We start from the raw sequence: 19,500 nt of genomic DNA, 5'->3' as shown, positions 1-19,500 counted from the left end.
GATCTTATTCTGTTCAAACGATATCAATTCGCCTCTAATGCAATTTCAATGTGATCTTGAAGTCTCTCCACGGATTCGGCATGGAAAATCTCAGTAAATTTTGTGTCACAGACATACTTGTGCACCAGGAAAGGGTACACAGAAATTAGTTTACAGAGTATGTAAGGGTTTATGAAACCCGCTTTTTTCCAGTATCTTGACGCCAGTCTTATCTCATTTGTCAGACGTTCGAGGGAAACGCCCTGATGCTTTTTTATGCTCACAATTGTTTCATCCAGTACGGTCTTTATTCTTATGTCGTAATCTGTAAGGAACGTATTATAGATTTCGGAGTCATATTGTTCAGACATTTCATGAATCATTGTTTTAAGGATTTTATAGGCAGCTGCTTCAACCTCATTTTTATCTTCTTCGTACAGAGCTGCCGCACCGTACATTGAAGGATATAGTGAAGCGAGCGTCTGTGCGGTCTTTAGGTCCACCTGATGCGTCTTTCTCCATAGACGCCCTGCACTCACGAGTTCGTCTATTAGGGCAGTATGCTCTTGACAGTCCACATTCTCTCCCATGCGCAGCTTTACTGCAATATTAATTGCGTGCTCTCGCAGATCTTGGTTTATCATCTCACTCTCCTTTTACTTGTGGATAAATTTATTTCGACTATTCTATTCCCTGTTTTATCAGACCATTTTTCTGCGACATCAAGTGAAGGCCACCGGCACCGCCCGCTACGGGTGCTTCACCCCCACCACCCCCGACCACCCACCAACCACACACTGACCTTGTATAACTCCAGCCATAACGTGCTCGTACCATGCTGAAGTAGGCGCCGGGATCCGTTTCCGGCCCTGAGAACTGGGCCTCCCACACCGTCTCGTACCCGTCTGCCAGTGCGTTGGGTGACCTGACGATTGACTCCCACAGGTTGGTAATGCTCTGGTTCGTGTCGGAGATGGTCACCGGGAGCCCGGGGCGACGGGCTCGCGCACCGATACTGACCGCTGCGGAGCCGCAGAACGGCTCAAGCAACCGTGCCGTGTCACCGGGGACGAGGCTGAGGATGAGGGGGCCTGCTGGCGCCTACTTCCCTGCATGGGAAAAGGCTGAGGCTGCAAGGGCGTGCCGGACGTCGTGGTGCGGGTCCGGATCAGGGTGGTTACCTTCTCGGTCATCGTCGTCCACGTCCTCTGGCGTAGCTACGAGTACCTTGACTTCTCAACGGCGCCGGGCGCCGGCCCTCAGCGCCCGCGCAGGGCGCGGCGGTCGGGGCGGACGCGGGCGGGGTCCACGCCCTTGGGGATGGGCAGGCCCTTGGCCGACAGGGAGGACAGGCGGTTGGAGACCTGGGTGATCTCGGCGTCGGTGAGCCGGGTGGGCCGGGGCGTGCGCTCGGGGCGCCGACGGTGCCGGACCATGTAGACCAGGGTCCGGCGCAGGCGGGTGAGCCGGGAGGGCCCGGTGCCGAGCCTGCGCATGGTCCTCTCCAGGTCGATCAGCTGCACCTGCCCCGGGGCGGTGCCCACGTTAATGACGTGCAGCGGCACGGTGGGCAGGACGCGGGTGACCTTCTTGCGCTCGTCGGTAACCATCTTCTGGGTGCGTCCCGCCGGGCCCTCCACAATGAGCACCACGCCGGGGCGCCCGATGGCGCGCCAGGTCACGTCCTGGGTCTTGGGGTTGACCGCCGCGGGCTGCTCCTCGATGTACCAGCCCCGCTTGATCTGGTCCAGGACGGCCTTGGCGGCCCCGGGCACCCCCTCGATCTGGGTGTAGGAGGCGCGCCGGACCGTCCAGGACAGGATGACCAGGGCCGCCACGGGCGCCACCAGGACGCCCAGGAAGAGCCAGTACCACAGGGACATGCTGGTCAGGAACGTCAGCAGCACCGCCAGGGCCAGGACCGCGGCCACGGCCCCGAGCATGGCCCACCCCACCCAGGGGTAGGTGCGCCGTGAGATCGTGTACGAGTCCTTGATGTTCTGGAGGTACGTGGCCAGGCGGCGCTTCTTCTTGGGCTTGGAGGCGGGAGAGGTGCTCACGGTCCCCAAGGATAGACGACGGCGTCGCCCTTCTCCCCGCCCCCTACGACGAGCCCCCGAGCCCCCGGGCCACGAGGGAGGAGGCCTCCTGGCGGGCCGTGACCGGCTCGGCCAGGGCGGCCAGGTGGGGCGGGACCGGCAGGCCGCGCCTGACCATGGCCCGGCCCCAGAGCATGCCGGCGCGGTAGGAGGAGCGCACCATGGGCCCGCTCATGACGGCGGCGAACCCCAGGTCCTCGGCCAGGCGGCTGAGCTCGACGAACTCCTGGGGCTTGACCCAGCGGTCAATGGGGTGGTGCAGCCTGGAGGGGCGCAGGTACTGGGTGATGGTCAGGATGTCGCAGCGGGCCTCCACCAGGTCCGCCAGGGCCTGCTCGACCTCCTCCCGGGTCTCGCCCATGCCCAGGATGAGGTTGGACTTGGTCACCAGGCCCGCCTCGCTGGCCGCCCGGATGACCTCCAGGGAGCCCCGGTAGGAGAAGGCCGGACGGATACGCCTGAAGACGCGCGGGACCGTCTCCAGGTTGTGGCCCAGCACCTCGGGGCGGGAGGAGAAGACCTCCGCCAGGGCCGACTCCTCCCCCCTGAAGTCGGGGATCAGGAGCTCCACGCCGGTGCCCGGGCAGAGGCTGTGGATCTGGCGGGCGGTCTCGGCGTAGAGCCAGGCCGCGCCGTCGGGCCGGTCGTCGCGGGCCACGCCGGTGACGGTGGCGTAGCGCAGCCCCATCTCGTGGACGGACACGGCCACGCGGCGGGGCTCGTCGGCGTCGAACTCGGTGGGCCGGCCGGTGGCGATGTCACAGAAGTCGCAGCGGCGCGTGCACGTCTGCCCGCCCACCAGGAAGGTGGCCTCGCGGTCGTTCCAGCACTCGTAGACGTTGGGGCAGTTGGCCTCCGCGCACACGGTGTGGAGCCGCTTCTGACGTACCAGCCCGCGCACCTCCTGGTAGGTGGAGGAGACCACCGCCCGGGTGCGCAGCCAGTCGGGCTTGTGCTCAATGGGGGTCTGCGCGTTACGGGCCTCGACGCGCAGGAGCCTGCGCCCCTCAGGGGCCACGGTGTTGGTCATCCGGTCCTCCTCGGTGGTGGCCGCGGTGCGGGCGCCGACGCTTACGGGTCGAGTCTATGCCCGCCAGCACCCGGTCTAGGACTTCAGGCCCAGGTCGCTGGGTGGCCGGGGTGTGGGGTCCGCCACCAGCGGCGCCAGGTGGGTCTCCAGGGCGGTGAGCACCTGCGCGCTCAGGTCCGCCGCCCGCAGGCAGGAGCTCGCCGCGGGGCCGGCCTGCGCCGCCAGGGAGGTGACCCCGGCGTCCCGGATGCCGCAGGGCACGATCCGGTCCAGGTCGAAGACGGCCAGGTCCGGGCACACGTTCAGACCGATGCCGTGCATGGTCACGCCCCGGGCCACCCGCACCCCCAGGGCGCAGATCTTCTTCTCTCCGCGCCCCCTCGCCACGTCGGTGCCCCCGCTGGCCCGCGTGCCCCGGTCCGCGTTCGGCCCGGGCGCGCCTGAGGCGTCGGGAGGGGGCACCCACACCCCCGAGCGCCCCTCCACGTGGGTGGTGCCCACCCCGTGGGCGGCGCAGACCTCCATGACCGCGGCCTCCAGGGCGCGCACGTAGGCGATGACGTCGACGGGGTGGGCCAGGCGCACCACGGGGTAGACGGTGAGCTGGCCCGGGCCGTGCCAGGTGGTCTTGCCTCCGCGGTCCACGTCGATGACCGGGACGTGGCCGGGCTCCACGAAGTCCCCGGCCGGGCGCTCCCAGGAGCGGGTGCGCCGCCCCACCGTGTAGACGTCCTCGTGCTCCAGGGCGATGAGCGTCGAGGGGCGCGTCCCGGCCGCCACCTGGGCGTGGACGGCGCGCTGGAGGTCCCAGCCCTCCCGGTAGGGCACCAGCCGTCGGCCCAGGCCGACCTCCATACGTTCCACGCCCGCAGGCTACGCCGTAGGACGTCAGGCCCGCCCGGGCCCGGCTGGGAGAGGATTCAGCGACAGAGACTAGTGGCAAACATGCTGAAAGGATGGCGTCGGCACTCAGGGTGGGTCATCATAGAGGCATGAGCACGCACCGTCGCGTCCGTCCGTCCTCAGGTTCCCGACGCCGTCGTCCCGCCCCGGACCCGTCCCTGGGCCTGGACGCCGACGCCCTGAGGATCCTCGCCGCCGCCGGGCTCACCCTGGGAGAGCCCCTGGGCGGCAGGCGTCCGGGGCGGCCCACGTCCGTTAGGGGCCTGGACCGCCGGGACCGGGCCGTGTCCGTCCACCTCCTCGACCTGCCCCGGGGCCCGGCCGGCAACCGGGTCCTGGAGCGGCTCAGCGCCCTGCGCCGCCTGCGGCACCCGGGGATCGCCCCGGTCCACGAGGTCATCGCCCTGCCCGGGGAGAGGGCGGTGGTCAGCGTCGAGCTCGTGGCGGGGGCGGATCTGGCCGTGGTGCTCGGGGCGCGGGGGTGCCTGGGCGACCAGGAGTGCGCCACGCTCCTGGACGTCGTCGGCTCGGCCTTGGCCCACCTGGCCGAGCAGGGCCTGACCCACGGTGACGTGGCGCCGGGCAACGTGGTCGTCGCCCTGGACGGGCACCCCGTGCTCATTGACCTCCTGGGCGGGGTCATGGAGACCGGGACCGAGGGCTTCGCCGCTCCCGAGCGCCTGGCCGGTAGCCCGGCCACACCCGCCTCGGACGTGTACTCCCTGGCGGCCCTGGTGCGCGACTGCGCCGGGCCCGGGGCCGGTGGCGAGCAGCTGGAGAGGATCCTGGCCGACGCCCTGGACCCCGACCCGGAGCGCCGCCCCAGCGCACGGGACCTGGCCGCCCGCGCCCCGGAGGTCGGCGAGGTCGGGACCATTGAGCTGCCCGACGGCGCGCACCTGGCTGCCGGGGCCCTGCGGGCCGCCGCCGCCACGCCTACGCGGGAGGTGCCCAGCCGACGTCGCCCCGGAGGATCCCGGCGCCCTGAGACGGGGCGGGGGCGCGGCGGGCGGCGCGGCGGGCACCGCCAGGACCCCGGGGCGGTGGCGCCCGCCCACGGGGGCCGTAGCCGACCGGGCAGGCGCCGCGCGGTCCTGGCGGTCCTGGTGGCGGTGGTGGCCACCGGCCTGGCGCTGGCGGCCACCAGGGGCCTGTGGTGGCCGGGGCAGGCGGGACCGGAGGCGGTCCCGCAGGTGCCGGCCACCGCCTCCGCGGAGGCCGGTGAGCCCCTGAGCGGCGTCGTCGTGGCCCTGTGCGCGGCCCGTGACGCCGCCCTGGTGGCCGGGGACGCCCAGGCCCTGGCCGCCACCACGGTCCCCGGCTCCCCGGCCGCGGCGGCGGACGCCGGGCTCCTCGACGCCCTGACCCAGGCGGGGGAGCAGGTGGGGGACCTGCATACCTCCGTCTCCCAGGTCCAGGCCGTCACCGTCCCGCCGGACGCGGCGGCCACCTGGCCCGGGGCGGTCGCGGTGCGGGTCACCCAGGCCCAGGACCCCTCCACCCGCACCTCGCAGGACGGGACCCGCACGGTCCCGGCCCAGGGCGCCCGGGACGTGGTCCTCGTCCTCGTCCCCGGGCCGTGGCGGGTGGCCGACGTGAGAGCCGCTGGCTCCTGAGCCGGGGCCGCTCCGGTGGCGTGACCCCGACCGCGTCCCCTAGCGGCCCGGTCTCACAGGCCGAGCTCGCCGGCGAAGTCGCCCTCCTCCAGGCGCCGCTTGACGGCCATGAGGTAGCGGGCGGCGTCGGCTCCGTCAACCAGGCGGTGGTCGTAGGACAGGGACAGGTAGCACACCGAGCGGATGGCAATGACGTCGCCACCGTCGGCGTCCTTGACGACCCTGGGCTGCTTCTGGATGGCGCCCAGGCCCAGGATGGCCACCTCGGGCTGGTTAATAATCGGGGTGTCGAACAGGGCCCCGCCGGAGCCGGTGTTGGTAATGGTGAAGGTGGAGCCGGACAGCTCGTCGGGGTTGACCTTGTTCTCCCGGGTGCGGGCCGCCAGGTCGTTAATGCGCCTGGCCAGGCCGGGGATATTGAGGTCCCCGGCGTTCCTGACCACCGGCACCAGCAGGCCGCGGGGGGTGTCCACCGCAATGCCCACGTGCTCGACGTCGTGGTAGGTGACGTCTTTGCCGTCAATGGTGGCGTTGAGCTTCGGGTGGGCCTTGAGGGCCTCGGTGGCCGCCGCCACGAAGAAGGGCAGGAAAGTGAGCCTGGTGCCGTTCCTGGTCAGGAAGTCGTCCTTGGCCCGGGCCCGCAGGGCGGCCACGCGGGTGACGTCCACCTCGACCACGGTGGTCAGCTGGGCGGAGGTGCTCAGGGAGTTGATCATGCGCTCGGCGATGACCTGGCGCAGGCGGCTCATCTTCTCGGTCCTGCCGCGCAGCGTGGTGTCCGGCACGACCTTGGCCGCCTTGGCGGGCGCCGGTGCGACGGGCTCAGGGCCGGCAGCGGCCTTCGCGGCCTTCGCCTCCCTCTCGGCCTTCGCGGCCTCCTCGGCCCGGCGGGCCGCCTCAAGGGCCTTCGCGGCGGCCTCGACGTCCTGCCTGCGGATGCGGCCTCCCACGCCGGTACCGGTGACCGTGGTCAGGTCCACGCCCTTCTCGCGGGCGAGCCTGCGCACGATCGGGGTGACGTAGGCGGCGCTGGCCACCGCCGAGGCGGAGGGGGCCGGGGCCTCGCTCACGGCCCTGGCCGGGGCCGAGGGCGCGGCGACCACGGGGGTGGTCGCCACGGGTGCGGGGACCACGTGTGCCGGGGCGGGCACCCGAGCAGGCGCGGGTGCCGGCGTGGGCGTAGGTGCTGGTGCCGGTACTGGGGCGGGCGCCGGTGCCGGTGCGGGTGCCGGGGTGGGCGCTGGTGCGGCCGGGGCCTCGGAGGGGTCGCCAATGACGGCCAGGACGGTGCCGACCTCGACGGTCTCGTCCTCGGCCACGCGGATCTCCAGCAGGACCCCGGAGGCGGGGGAGGGGACCTCCGTGTCCACCTTGTCGGTGGCGACCTCCAGCAGGGGCTCGTCGGCCTCGACGGTGTCCCCCACGGCCTTGAGCCAGGACGAGACGGTCCCCTCGGTGACGGACTCGCCCAGGGCGGGCATCTTCACGGACTTGGACATTGCTGTCTCCCTTACTCTCTGTCTGCCTGGTGTACTGGGTCAGCCGTGGTTGTGCAGCGGCTTGCCGGCGAGCGCCATGGCGGCCTCGCCGAGGGTCTCGTTCTGGGTGGGGTGGGCGTGCACCAGGGAGGCGACGTCGTCGGCGCAGGCCTCCCAGGAGACCATGAGCTGGCCCTCGCCCACCTGCTCGCCCATACGGGCGCCGATGGCGTGGAAGCCGAGGATCGGGCCGTCCTTGAGGGAGACGAGCTTGACGAACCCCTGCGTGCTCAGGATCTGGCTCCTGGCGTTGCCCGCCACGTTGAACTCCGCCGTGACGACGTTCTCCCGGCCGTGGATCTCGACGGCCCTGGCCTCGCTCAGCCCCACCGAGGCGATCTCGGGTGAGCAGAAGGTGACCCTGGGGACCAGCGCGTCGTCCACCGGGCGCGGGTCCAGGCCCGCGATCGTCTCGGCCACCACGATGCCCTGGGCGAAGCCGCGGTGGGCCAGCTGGACGCCGGGGACGATGTCGCCCACGGCCCACACGCCCGGCACGTTGGTGCGCCCGTAAGCGTCGGCCAGGACGAAGCCGCGGTCCATGGCGACCCCGACCTCCTCGTAGCCCAGGTTCGCGGTGGCCGGACCGCGGCCCACGGCAATGAGGAGGACCTCGGCGTCGTAGGTCCTGCCGTCGGCGGTGCGCACGCTCACGCCGCCGTCGTGGCGCGTCACGGACTCGAACATCGTGCCCGTCCTGAAGGCGATCCTGCGCTTGCGGAAGGCGCGCTCGAGCTGCCTGGAGACGGCCTCGTCCTCACCCGGCACCAGGTGGTCCAGGCCCTCGATAATGGTGACCCGGCTGCCCATCGAGGCCCACGCGGAGGCGAACTCCACGCCGATGACCCCGCCGCCCAGCACGACGGCCGAGGCCGGCACGTGGTCCATCTCCAGGGCCTGCTCGGAGGTGATCACGCCCCCGGAGATCTCCTGGCCCATGGTCCTGGCGCAGGAGCCGGAGGCCAGCACCACGTTGCGCCCGGTGACGCGGCGCCCGTCGACCTCGACGGTGCTCGCGTCCACCAGGCGGCCCCAGCCCCGGACCAGGTCGATGCCCCGGGAGGAGACCAGGCCCTGCAGGCCCTTGTACATGCGCGAGACGATGCCGTTCTTGTAGGCCTGGACGCCGGGCATGTCCACGCCCTCGAAGGCGGCCCTGACACCGACGGCGGCGGCCTCGCGCACGGCGTCGGCGGTCTCGGCGGCGTGCAGCAGCGCCTTGGTGGGCACGCAGCCCCGGTGCAGGCAGGTCCCCCCGACCTTGTCCGCCTCGATGAGGGCGACGCTCAGACCCAGCTGGGCACCGCGCAGGGCGGCGGCGTAGCCGCCTGAGCCGGCGCCCAGGACGACCATGTCGTAGACGGTGTCTGTCACGAAAAACTCCTTGTGATCGACGTCCACCGCCTGGTCGGGGCGGTGCGGCACGCCGGTCATTCTTCCATCCCGCCACCCCGTCCACGTCCGTGAGGAGGCTGGTGCGCGGGACGAGAGTCCCAGAAGTGATATGATACTTATCACTTACTGGGTGCGCACCCGTCCGCATACGCCGTCGGGGCGCCCGCGCCACCAGCGGGTCCGGTGGCCTCAGCCCTGGGCCTCCAGGAAGGCCACGAGGGTGGCCACCCCCATGCCGGTGCCCCCGGTGGGGGTGTGGCCCCACGGGGCGCCGTCGTTGAAGGCCGGCCCGGCGATGTCCAGGTGCGCCCACGGGGTGGTGGCGGTGAACTCGCGCAGGAACAGCCCCGCGGTGAGCATCCCGCCCCAGCGCGTGCCCGTGGCGGCGTTGCGCAGGGTGGCGTAGGGGCTCTCCAGGACCGAGCCCAGGTGCTCGGGCAGGGGCATGGGCCAGAAGGCCTCCCCGGCGGCCCGGGCGGCGTCCACGACGGCGTCACGCACGGCGGGGGTGCCCATGACCCCGGCGGTGCGCTCGCCCAGGGCCACGAGCTGGGCGCCGGTGAGGGTGGCCACGTCCAGGACCGTGTCCGGGTGCTCCTGGACGGCGCGCGCCAGGGCGTCGGCCATGACCAGGCGGCCCTCGGCGTCGGTGTTGGTGACCTCCACGGTGGTGCCGTCGTACATGGTGAGGATGTCGCTGGGCCTCTGGGCGCCGCCGCCGGTCAGGTTCTCGGCCAGGGCCAGCCAGGCGGTCACCCGCACAGGCAGGCCCAGGCGCGCTGCGGCGGTGACGGCGGCCAGGACCGTGGCGGCGCCCGCCATGTCGGACTTCATCTCCGGCATGGAGGCGGCCGGCTTCAGGCTCAGGCCCCCGGAGTCGAAGGTGATGCCCTTGCCCACCAGCGCCACGTGGGCGGCCGCGTGGTCGGGCGCCCACTCCAGGCGCACCAGGCGGGGCGGGTTCACCGAGCCCTGGCCCACCCCCAGCAGGCCGCCGAACCCGCCCTCCTCCAGGGCCGCCTCGTCCAGGACCTCCACGTCCAGGGCCTCCTGGCGCCCCCGGGACGCGGCCTGGGCGGCCAGGCGGGCGGGGGTCAGGCGGTTCGGGGGCTCGTTGACCAGGTCGCGCACCAGGGCGACGCCCTCGGCCAGCACCTGGGCGCGGGCCCGGATCCCGCCGGTGGCGTCGTCCAGGCCGGTGAGCACGGTGGCCTGGGACAGCGGCGGGGTCGGGGCGGGGACCTTGCCCGCCCAGGCGTAGGCGCCCAGCAGGACCCCCTGGGCCAGGGCGGCGGCGCGGGCCGGGGTGTCGGCCGGCAGGGCCAGGGCGGCCGTGTCGACGCCAGCCAGCTCCCGGGCGGCCCGACCGGCCAGGCGGCGCAGGACACCGGCCTCGTCCCCGCCCAGGGCGACGGCGTCACCCTGGGCCGCGGCGTCGCCCTGGGCCCGCTCCAGCTCACGGCCGGCACCGACCACCAGCAGGGTCGGGGCCGGGGGCCGGGGGGCCACGGCGGAGGCGGGCAGGCGCACCACGGCGTCGAGGTCGCCGGTGAAGCCGAGCGTGGGCAGCAGGGCCTCCAGGGCGGGCAGGTCCAGGCCGTCGGTCAGGGCGCCGTCGGCCAGGACGTGTACGGCGTCGGGGCCGGCGGGCACGGCGGCCAGGACCAGGACCTGGGGGGCCGGGTCGCAGGGGGTCGGGGCGAGGCTGAGAGTGGTCACGGGACCCAATGGTAACGTCGGTCCGGTGAGGAAAGAGGAGCACCAGACCAGCAGGCCCCAGGTACGGGGGGTGGAGGACCGCCGTCGTCCCGCCCACGGCTGGGGCCGCCTCCTGGTGGCCTTCTTCGCCCTGGTCGGGCTGGTCATCTTCGTGCCCGCGCTCGTCGCCCTCATCCGCGAGCCGTCCCAGGACCCGGTGGTGGGCGTCATTAACGTCGTGGCCGGCCTGCTCTACCTGCTCCTGGCGGTGTGCGTGGCCCACAACGGGCGACGCATGCGCATTGTGGGCTGGATCTGCCTGACGGCCCTGCTCACCGGCGCGGTGCTCCTGGGCGTCGTCACCGCCGCCGGGCTGGCCCCCGACCTGGAGTCCTCCGTGTGGCTCGACGGCGGCCGCCACCTGTGGTTCGTGCCCCTGGTGGCCCCCGTGGTCGCCGGGGTGTGGATGTGGATGAGCGACCCGCGGCGCATTGTGGTGCGCGCCGAGCGCCAGGACCGCTGAGGGCCCACCGGCGGGGCGGCTGGCGGGCCGGCGGGGCCGCGCCCTAGCGGCGTGCGCGCCGGGCGCGCCACCAGGTCTGGGTCCGGGCCCCCAGGCTCGTGCGCGTCTGGGCGGCCTCCAGGGCGGCGTGCTGGTGGCGGTACAGGCGCCGCACCATCTCCTCCTGGTCCACCCAGCCCACCAGCTCCGACGAGCCGTCGTCCCGCCGACGGGTCACGGGCAGCCCGTCGGCCCGGGTCCGCACCAGGGCGCCCAGGACCGCGGTGGCGCCGTCGTGCACGTCCAGGTGGTCGGTGACCACCTCCAGGTCGCCGACCGGCTCCTCCGGGGAGCGCGAGAGGACCGCCTCGGCCACCGCCACGGCGCTCACGCAGCCCCGCAGGCGCCCGTGGCCGCCCTCGTCGGGGTCCACCAGGGGCAGGACCGAGGAGCCCGAGGAGCGCAGCACGTTGGCGGCCTGGCGCAGGCTCATGGCCGGGGTCAGCAGGGCCGGGGGGTCCTGCATGAGGTCACCGGCCGTCCTGCGCCCCACCACCGTCCCGCGCACCGGGTCGTCCACGTCCTCGCCCCGACGCCGCAGCTCCTCGGTGTAGATGGTGGTGCGGGTCAGGAACCGGCTCGTCGTGGTGGCCAGGACCACGGCCAGCATGAGGGGCAGCAGGAGCCGGTACTGGCTGGTCATCTCGATAATGAGGATGACCCCGGTGATCGGGGCCCGGGCCGCCCCGGCGAAGACCGCCCCCATGCCGATGACCCCGAAGACCGTCGGTGCCGCGGGCAGCCCGGGCATGACCGCCGTGCCGAAGGCGGCCCCCAGGGTCCCGCCGACGAACAGGGAGGGGGCGAACACCCCGCCCACGAAGCCGACCCCCAGGGTCAGGCTGGTGGCCAGTACCTTGGCCGCGGTCAGCCCCACGAGCATCAGGACGGTGTACCGGTTGTCCAGGGCCCGGTCCAGGACCGCCGAGGACTCCCCGTAGACCTCGGGGACGAGCAGCAGGAAGAGCCCCACCCCCAGGCCCCCGACCCCCGGACGCAGCCAGACCGGGACCCGGGCCAGGAGACGGGCGGCGGCGTCGGCCAGCAGGAAGCGGCACCGCGAGAACAGCACGCCGACGACGCCCCCGGCCACGCCCAGCAGGCCCACCCACCCCAGCTCGGTGTCACCGCCCAGGTTGAGCACCGGCAGGGACAGGGACAGGGTGGTGCCCAGCAGGTGGTGGGACAGCACGGTGGCCGAGACGCAGGAGAGCACCACGAAGGCGAAGGCGTCCACCGTGAAGTCGGCCAGGACCACCTCCAGGGCGAAGAACGCCCCCGCCAGCGGGGCGTTGAAGGCCGCGGCGATCCCCGCCGCCGTCCCCGAGGCCGCCAGCAGCCTCAGCCAGCGTGCGGGCAGGCCCAGGCGGCGCCCGAACAGGGCGGCGGCGCTGGCCCCGAGCTCCGCGATAGGCCCCTCCGGACCCACCGAGCCGCCCCCTCCGATGGTCAGGGTGGCGGACACGGTGGAGGCCAGGGCGGGCAGCGGGGCCATGGTCCCGTCGCCGCGGCGCGCCGACCAGATGACCCCGCCCACCCCGTGGCCGGTGGGGGTGCGCCCGGCCAGGGCCATGACCGGCCCCACCAGCAGGCCGGAGACGAGCGGGGCCAGGAGCACGAACCACGTCCCGGCAGGGCTCAGGAGCCCCACGGAGGGGCCCAGGGAGCGGGTGTAGTCCTGGGCCCCGGTGAGCAGGCTCGTCCAGGCGTCGATACCCAGCCGGAACAGCACGGCCCCGCCGCCCGCGGTCAGGCCCACCAGGACGGCCAGGACGAACAGGCCCGAGCGGTGGTAGCGCAGGATCCCCAGGAGGTCCTGCCTCAGGCGGGGCCACGCCGACTGGCGGGCCGTGCGGGCCCAGATCCGGACGGATCGCCAGGCGCCGGGCCGGTGCGCCTCCCCGCCCCCGCTGCCTGTTGACGGCTCCTGTCTCACTGCCCCAGGTTCTCCACGGCCACCTTGCTGGTCTCCTCGCTGCGGTCCAGGCCCCAGACCTGGCAGTAGAAGCTGAGCTCGGCCTCCAGGGCGCCACGGATACTGGTGGCCATACGGAAGCCGTGGCCCTCGCCGTAGAAGATCTTCAGGGCCACCGGCAGGCCGCGGTCACGCACCGCCTGGTACATGGTGGTGGCCTGCTCGGCCGGGACCACCGGGTCCTCCGAGCCCTGGATCAGCAGCAGGGGGGCGTGGATGCGGTCCACGTGGTTAATGGGGGAGCGCTCGGCCAGGACGGGGTCCTGCACGCTCGTCGCCCCTGTCAGGCCCAGGACGTAGCGTGACTCGAACTTGTGGGTGGTGCGCGCCAGCAGCCCCAGGTCGGCCACGCCGCACACGCTCGTGGCGGCGGTGAACAGGTCGCAGGCCGCCAGCGCGCCCAGGACCGTGAAGCCGCCGGCGGAGACGCCCCGCACCGCCACCCGCGTGGGGTCCACCAGGCCCGAGTCAATGAGGTACCGGGTGCCGTGGACCACGTCCTCGACGTCGGCCACCCCCCAGTGGCCGGCCAGGGAGTGCCGGTAGGCGGTGCCGTAGCCGAAGGAGCCGCGGTAGTTGACGTCCAGGTAGCCGAACCCCCGGCTGGTCCAGTACTGGATGCCCAGGTCGTAGCCCGCGTGCACGAACGCCGTGGGGCCGCCGTGGACGTTGACGACCAGGGGCGGCCGCTCGCCCTCGGGACCCTGGTAGGCGGTGGACGTCGGCGGGTAGTAGAAGCCGTGGGCGGTCTGCTCCCCGGAGGTGGGCCAGCTCACGGGCTCGGCGAAGGAGACGCCCACGGACAGGGCCTCCACGTCCGAGGAGCCCCGCAGGACCTGGACCGCGCCCCGGCGGACCTCGATAATGGAGGGCAGGGCCATCTCGTTGCCCGCCAGCATGACCACCCGCCCCCCGGCGGCCGCGACGTTGCCCATCGGCTGCCAGCCGGTGTTCCACTCCTCGAGCTCCCCGTTGGACAGGCGGACGGTGCCCAGGTGCCACAGGCCGTCGCGCGCCCAGGAGGCGATGAGGTGCTCCCCGTCGAGCACGTCGAAGGAGTGCGGACCCAGCTGCCAGGCAGGGTAGGTGAAGGTGGCGTCGGCGGGGTGGAGGGGGCGGGTGCGCAGGGCGCTGGTCCACCCCTCCCGGTTGGTGCCCCGGCGGGGGAACCCCTCGGTGCGGTAGAGGTTGTAGAAGCCCGAGGCGTTGGAGACGTGTACGAGCTCGCACTCCTCGGTCCAGCGGGGCTCGGCCACGGAGTGCCCGCTGCCGCCGTCGATGACGACCTGGTCCCCGACGGTCCCGTCCGCTCCCAGGTCGCCCACGTGCAGGGCGGCGTTGTCCCACGGCATGTCCGGGTGGTCCCAGGTGATCCAGGCCAGGTGCTCGCCGTCGGGGGACAGGGTGGGGGAGGAGACGAAGTCGGTGCCCGACATGAGCGTGCGCACCGGGGCGTCGTCGCGGGCCGCGGAGCCGTCCAGGGGGATGGCCACCAGGGTGTTGACCGGCTCGCCGTCGCCGCGGTGGTCCTCCCGGACGGCGTAGACCAGGCCGCGGGCGGTGTCGATCTCCAGGTCCCCGTGGCGTACGTCCCCGTAGACGGTCAGCGGGACCAGCCCGCGCAGGCGGTGGGCGACGTCGTAGCGGTACAGGCGCCCGTCCCCGGCGTGGGAGACCACGATAATGCCCGAGTCCACGGCGTATGCGCGCCCGCCGTACTCGTGGACGCGGGTGCGCACGTCCACCAGCTCGTCCACCGGCGTCAGGGGCAGGATCTCACCGATCTGGCCGTCGCCGTCGCGGCGCAGGAGGACCTGGCGCCCGGACTGGGAGGCGCGCTGCTCCACCCAGTAGGTGTCCGGCCCGTCCACGCGCACCTGGGACAGGCGCACCGTGCGGGTGGTGATGGTTCCGGGAGTGATGGGAGAGGGCCAGGTGCCGTAGGGCGCGGTGGTGCTCATGGTTCCTCCTGTGGGGCGGGTCGGGCGACGGCGGCGGGCCGCGGCGGTCGGCCGGTGGCCCCTAGCCTACGTGCTCCGCCTGCCGGCGGGGCGCGCGCCCGTACCGGGTGCGGATGTCATGGGCCCGCGGAGTGCCTATGCTGGGAGTCACAGCACCGACGGGCCGGCGTGGTACCCGGTCGCGCTCGCGCACACGCTCTGGGAGGACGGATCACATGACTCACCCCTTGGCCCTCGGCCAGCTGCCGCACACCCCGCTGCTCGCCGGTGTGCACGAGCCCGCCGACCTGCGGCGCCTGACCAGCGAGGAGCTGACGGTCCTGGCCGCGGAGATACGCAGCTACCTGGTGACCACGGTGGCGCGCACCGGCGGCCACCTGGGCCCCAACCTGGGGGTGGTGGAGCTGACCATCGCCCTGCACCGCACCTTCTCCTCGCCCCAGGACACCATTATCTTCGACACCGGCCACCAGGCCTACGTCCACAAGCTCCTCACCGGGCGCCAGGACTTCTCCCACCTGCGCGAGCGCGGCGGGCTCAGCGGCTACCCCTGCCGGGCCGAGTCCGTGCACGACGTCGTGGAGAACTCCCACGCCTCGACCTCCCTGGCCTGGGCCGACGGGATAGCACGGGCCAACCGCCTCCAGGGCCACGAGGACCGCCACGTGGTGGCGGTCATCGGCGACGGCGCCATGACCGGCGGCATGGCCTGGGAGGCGCTGGACAATATCGCCGACTCCGACGACAAGCACCTGGTCATTGTGGTCAACGACAACGGCCGCTCCTACGCCCCCACCATCGGGGGCCTGGCCCACCACCTGGACGCCCTGCGCACCAACCCCGGCTACGAGCGGATGCTGTCGACCATCAAGCGCGGGCTGCTGTCCCAGGGCGCCCCGGGGCGGGCCGCCTTCGACGCCCTCCACGGCCTCAAGCGGGGTCTGAAGGACGTCCTGGTCCCCTCGGCCTTCTTCGAGGACCTGGGCATTAAGTACACCGGCCCGGTGGACGGCCACGACGCCATCGCCGTCGAGTTCGCCCTGACCCGGGCGAGGGCGTACGCCGAGCCGGTCATCGTCCACGTCATCACCCAGAAGGGCCGGGGCTACACCCCTGCCGAGGAGGACGTGGCTGACCGCTTCCACGCCGTGGGTCGCATCCACCCCGAGACGGGGCTGCCGGTGGTGCCCTCGCGCTTCGGGTGGACGGCCGTGTTCGCCGAGGAGGTGGTGGAGATGGCCCGTGCCGACCAGCGGGTGGTGGGGGTCACCGCCGCCATGCAGGCCCCCGTGGGCCTCCAGCCGCTGGCCGACGCCATGCCCGAGCGCGTCATCGACGTGGGCATCGCCGAGCAGCACGCCCTGGCCATGAGCGCCGGCCTGGCCTTCGCCGGCATGCACCCGGTGGTGGCCCTCTACGCCACCTTCCTCAACCGCGCCTTCGACCAGGTCCTCATGGACGTGGCGCTCCACCGGGCGGGCGTGACCGTGGTCCTGGACCGGGCGGGTATCACCGGCACCGACGGGGCCAGCCACAACGGGGTGTGGGACATGGCCGTCCTGGGGCACGTGCCCGGGCTGAGGCTGGCCGCCCCCCGGGACGAGGAGTCCCTGCGCTCGGCGCTGCGCCTGGCGGTGTCCACCCAGGACGGGCCCACGGTGGTGCGCTACCCCAAGGGCAGCCTGCCCGCGCCGCTGCCCGCGCTGCGCACCCTGCCGGGCGCCGGGGACGACCTGTTCGGCGTGGTGGACGTCCTGAGCGAGGGCTCCCTGGAGGAGGACGCCACCGTGCTGGTCGTGGCGGTGGGCCCCATGGCCACCGCCTGCGTGCAGGCCGCGCGCCGGCTGCGCGCCCAGGGGACCCGGGTGCGGGTCCTGGCCCCACGCTGGGTCATCCCCGTCCCCCGGGCGCTGGTGGCGGCGGCCCTGGCGGCCCCGGCGGTCCTGGTGGTCGAGGACGGGCTGGCCGACGGCGGCGTGGGCTCCCAGCTGCGTGACGCCGTCGACCAGGAGGCCCGGGCGCGTCAGGCGCACCGCGTGCCCCTGGTGACCCGGGTGGGGGTCCCCCGGCAGTTCGTGCATACCGCCACCCGCGAGCAGGTCCTGGCCGACTGCGGCATGGACGTGGCCGGGATCCTGGCCAGCGCCCGGGACCTGGCCCGGCGGGTGGCCGACGGGTCCCCGGCCCCTCAGCCGGCTCTAGGACTGAGTTCCTAGGCCCACGGATAGGCGCGAGGCCCTCTCGCGGGGGCGGTCCCGGGGCCTTAAGGAGGTAGGACAGGTGTCCTAGAGCGCCCTGTCGTCTCTTGGGTCCTCACGCCGGAGCCGACCTGATTACCGGGTCAACACCACCATGACGGGGACCACGACGCCACGACCCCGTATTGGGACTAAGGTCCCTACCGAGGAACCCCGAGAAAGCGGCTGTGAGAGAACCCACGGGGGGACTTCCGACCCTCTGCCCTGGCGGGGGGCGAACGCGCCTAGTCTGGGTCCCGACGGCGCAAGGACGGCCGCCACGCCCCTCGGGGCGACCCACCACCGGGCGACCCACCGGCCGCCCACTGACAGGAGGCACGGATGACCACCGAGGTCACAGCATCCACCGCTGCGGACGACGTCAGGGACGCCTGGGAGGGCTTCGCCACCGGGCCGTGGACGCAGGACATTGACGTCCGCGACTTCATCCAGCGCAACTACACCCCCTACGACGGCGACGCCTCGTTCCTGGCCGGCCCCACGGACAAGACCCTGCGCCTGTGGGACACCCTGGAGAAGGACTACCTGGCCCAGGAGCGCAAGGTCCGCATCCTCGACGTCGACACCCACACCCCCTCCGACATTGACGCCTTCGCCCCCGGCTACATCTCCGCGGACGACGACGTGGTCGTCGGCCTCCAGACCGACTCCCCGCTCAAGCGCGCCATGATGCCCAACGGCGGCTGGCGCATGGTCGAGCAGGCCATTAAGGAGGCCGGCAAGGAGGTCGACCCCGAGGTCAAGAAGATCTTCACCCGCTACCGCAAGACCCACAACGACGCCGTCTTCGACATCTACACCCCGCGCATCCGCGCCGCCCGCTCCAGCCACATTATCACCGGCCTGCCCGACGCCTACGGACGCGGCCGCATTATCGGCGACTACCGCCGCGTGGCCCTCTACGGCGTGGACCGCCTCATCGAGCTCAAGCAGAAGGCCAAGGACGCCGTGTCGGACCAGCCCTTCTCCGAGCACTGGGCCCGCTACCGCGAGGAGCACTCCGAGCAGATCAAGGCCCTCAAGAAGCTCAAGGCCATGGCCGCCTCCTACGGCTACGACATCTCCGGGCCCGCGCGCGACTCCCACGAGGCCGTGCAGTGGACCTACTTCGCCTACCTGGCCTCGGTGAAGTCCCAGGACGGCGCCGCCATGAGCATCGGCCGCCTCTCGGGGTTCCTGGACATCTACTTCGAGCGCGACCTGCGCAACGGCGTCATTGACGAGACCCGCGCCCAGGAGCTCATTGACAATATCGTCATGAAGCTGCGCATCACCCGCTTCCTGCGCACCACCGACTACGACCAGATCTTCTCCGGCGACCCCTACTGGGCCACCTGGTCCGACGCCGGCTTCGGCGAGGACGGCCGCCCGCTGGTCACCAAGACCTCCTTCCGCCTGCTGCAGACCCTGCGCAACCTGGGCCCGGCCCCCGAGCCCAATATCACGATCTTCTGGAGCGAGGACCTGCCCCAGGGATACAAGGACTTCTGCGCCCTGATCTCCATCACCACCTCCTCCATCCAGTACGAGGCCGACGAGCAGATCCGCGAGCACTGGGGCGACGACGCCGCCATCGCCTGCTGCGTGTCCCCTATGCGCGTGGGCAAGCAGATGCAGTTCTTCGGCGCCCGCGTCAACGCGGCCAAGGGGCTGCTGTACGCCATTAACGGCGGCCGCGACGAGATGACCGGCCGGCTGGTGGTCGACGGCCTGCCCGGTATCGAGGGCGACGGCCCCCTGGACTTCGACGAGGTCTGGGACAAGTACGAGAAGATGCTGGACTGGGTGGTGGCCACCTACGTCGAGGCCCTCAACATCATCCACTACTGCCACGACCGCTACGCCTACGAGGCCATTGAGATGGCCCTGCACGACTCTGACATTGTGCGCACCATGGGCTGCGGCATCGCGGGGCTGTCCATCGTGGCCGACTCCCTGAGCGCCATTAAGTACGCCAAGGTCACCCCGGTGCGCGACGCGACCGGCCTGGTGGTCGACTACGTCACCGAGGGCGACTTCCCCATCTACGGCAACGACGACGACCGCGCCGACGACATCGCCGCCACCGTGGTCCACACGATTATGTCCAAGATCAAGGAGCAGCCCTTCTACCGCGACGCCATCCCGACCCAGTCGGTGCTGACCATCACCTCCAACGTGGTCTACGGCAAGGCCACCGGCTCCTTCCCCTCCGGGCACCGCAAGGGCACCCCCTTCTCCCCGGGCGCCAACCCGGAGAACGGCATGGACACCCACGGCATGGTGGCCTCCATGCTGAGCGTGGGCAAGCTGGACTACAACGACGCCCTGGACGGCATCTCGCTGACCAACACCATTACCCCCCAGGGCCTGGGGCGCACGCTCGACGAGCGCGTGGCCAACCTGGTGGGCATCCTCGACGCGGGCTTCGTCCCCGAGGACTGCGCCTGAGGCGCACCGGGGCGCACGCGCCTGGTCCGCGCCCGCCCCGGTCCTGAGCTATCCGA

Annotated in this window: 13 protein-coding genes; 4 read left to right on the top strand and 9 right to left on the bottom strand. The window is 72.1% G+C overall.

The genetic code is table 11. The annotated features are described in order from the left end of the window. Window positions 1–23 precede the first annotated feature (23 nt). From JJJ15_RS01425 to lipB, 4 genes are all read right to left on the bottom strand, one after another. Complete coding sequence (locus JJJ15_RS01425; RefSeq protein ID WP_200511194.1) at window positions 24–623, bottom strand: hypothetical protein; 600 nt, start codon at window positions 621–623, stop codon at window positions 24–26. A gap of 615 nt (window positions 624–1,238) precedes the next feature. Further along, window positions 1,239–2,039 (bottom strand): DUF4191 domain-containing protein, encoded by an 801-nt coding sequence (locus JJJ15_RS01415; RefSeq protein ID WP_200511192.1) that lies wholly within the window; start codon window positions 2,037–2,039, stop codon window positions 1,239–1,241. Between the two features lie 43 nt (window positions 2,040–2,082). Further along, a complete protein-coding gene (locus JJJ15_RS01410; RefSeq protein WP_106109203.1) occupies window positions 2,083–3,108 on the bottom strand; it encodes a lipoyl synthase in 1,026 nt (341 codons plus the stop codon). A gap of 75 nt (window positions 3,109–3,183) precedes the next feature. Further along, window positions 3,184–3,972 carry a lipoyl(octanoyl) transferase LipB gene (gene lipB / locus JJJ15_RS01405; protein ID WP_200511191.1) on the bottom strand — a complete coding sequence of 263 codons (789 nt, stop codon included), beginning with the start codon at window positions 3,970–3,972 and terminating at the stop codon, window positions 3,184–3,186. Between the two features lie 128 nt (window positions 3,973–4,100). Here lipB and JJJ15_RS01400 point away from each other — a divergent pair, with 128 nt between their 5' ends. Beyond that, window positions 4,101–5,627, top strand: a complete 1,527-nt coding sequence (locus JJJ15_RS01400) for a protein kinase (RefSeq protein ID WP_200511190.1) — start codon at window positions 4,101–4,103, stop codon at window positions 5,625–5,627. A gap of 53 nt (window positions 5,628–5,680) precedes the next feature. Here JJJ15_RS01400 and sucB read toward each other — a convergent pair whose 3' ends face one another. The 3 genes from sucB to JJJ15_RS01385 form a co-directional block, all read right to left on the bottom strand. Beyond that, window positions 5,681–7,126, bottom strand: a complete 1,446-nt coding sequence (gene sucB, locus JJJ15_RS01395) for a 2-oxoglutarate dehydrogenase, E2 component, dihydrolipoamide succinyltransferase (protein ID WP_200511189.1) — start codon at window positions 7,124–7,126, stop codon at window positions 5,681–5,683. Between the two features lie 39 nt (window positions 7,127–7,165). Beyond that, window positions 7,166–8,539 carry a dihydrolipoyl dehydrogenase gene (lpdA, locus tag JJJ15_RS01390; protein ID WP_200511874.1) on the bottom strand — a complete coding sequence of 458 codons (1,374 nt, stop codon included), beginning with the start codon at window positions 8,537–8,539 and terminating at the stop codon, window positions 7,166–7,168. 210 nt (window positions 8,540–8,749) lie between these two features. Next, window positions 8,750–10,279, bottom strand: coding sequence for a leucyl aminopeptidase (locus JJJ15_RS01385; RefSeq protein WP_200512092.1), 1,530 nt, complete (start codon window positions 10,277–10,279; stop codon window positions 8,750–8,752). Between the two features lie 25 nt (window positions 10,280–10,304). Between JJJ15_RS01385 and JJJ15_RS01380 the strand changes: the two genes are divergently transcribed. Continuing rightward, the gene (locus JJJ15_RS01380) at window positions 10,305–10,781 is read left to right on the top strand and encodes a hypothetical protein (RefSeq protein WP_200511188.1); all 477 of its coding nucleotides are present in this window, start codon (window positions 10,305–10,307) and stop codon (window positions 10,779–10,781) included. Window positions 10,782–10,824: 43 nt separating this feature from the next. Here JJJ15_RS01380 and JJJ15_RS01375 read toward each other — a convergent pair whose 3' ends face one another. Further along, window positions 10,825–12,756 carry a chloride channel protein gene (locus JJJ15_RS01375; protein WP_348641484.1) on the bottom strand — a complete coding sequence of 644 codons (1,932 nt, stop codon included), beginning with the start codon at window positions 12,754–12,756 and terminating at the stop codon, window positions 10,825–10,827. Beyond that, entirely contained in the window at window positions 12,753–14,756 is a 2,004-nt protein-coding gene (locus JJJ15_RS01370; RefSeq protein ID WP_200511187.1) for a prolyl oligopeptidase family serine peptidase, read from the bottom strand. The genes JJJ15_RS01375 and JJJ15_RS01370 overlap by 4 nt, the downstream gene beginning before the upstream one ends. A gap of 215 nt (window positions 14,757–14,971) precedes the next feature. Between JJJ15_RS01370 and dxs the strand changes: the two genes are divergently transcribed. Together dxs and JJJ15_RS01360 are read left to right on the top strand one after the other, a co-directional pair. Beyond that, window positions 14,972–16,972, top strand: coding sequence for a 1-deoxy-D-xylulose-5-phosphate synthase (gene dxs / locus JJJ15_RS01365; RefSeq protein WP_200511186.1), 2,001 nt, complete (start codon window positions 14,972–14,974; stop codon window positions 16,970–16,972). A 363-nt stretch (window positions 16,973–17,335) separates the two neighbouring features. After that, window positions 17,336–19,444, top strand: a complete 2,109-nt coding sequence (locus JJJ15_RS01360) for a pyruvate formate lyase family protein (protein WP_200511185.1) — start codon at window positions 17,336–17,338, stop codon at window positions 19,442–19,444. Window positions 19,445–19,500 lie beyond the last annotated feature (56 nt).

The sequence above is a fragment of the Actinomyces sp. HMT897 genome, from assembly GCF_016626125.1.
In the GTDB taxonomy this organism is placed as follows: domain Bacteria; phylum Actinomycetota; class Actinomycetes; order Actinomycetales; family Actinomycetaceae; genus Actinomyces.
Note: the sequence above shows the minus strand (reverse complement) of the source record. Positions and strands in the feature narration are given on the sequence as shown.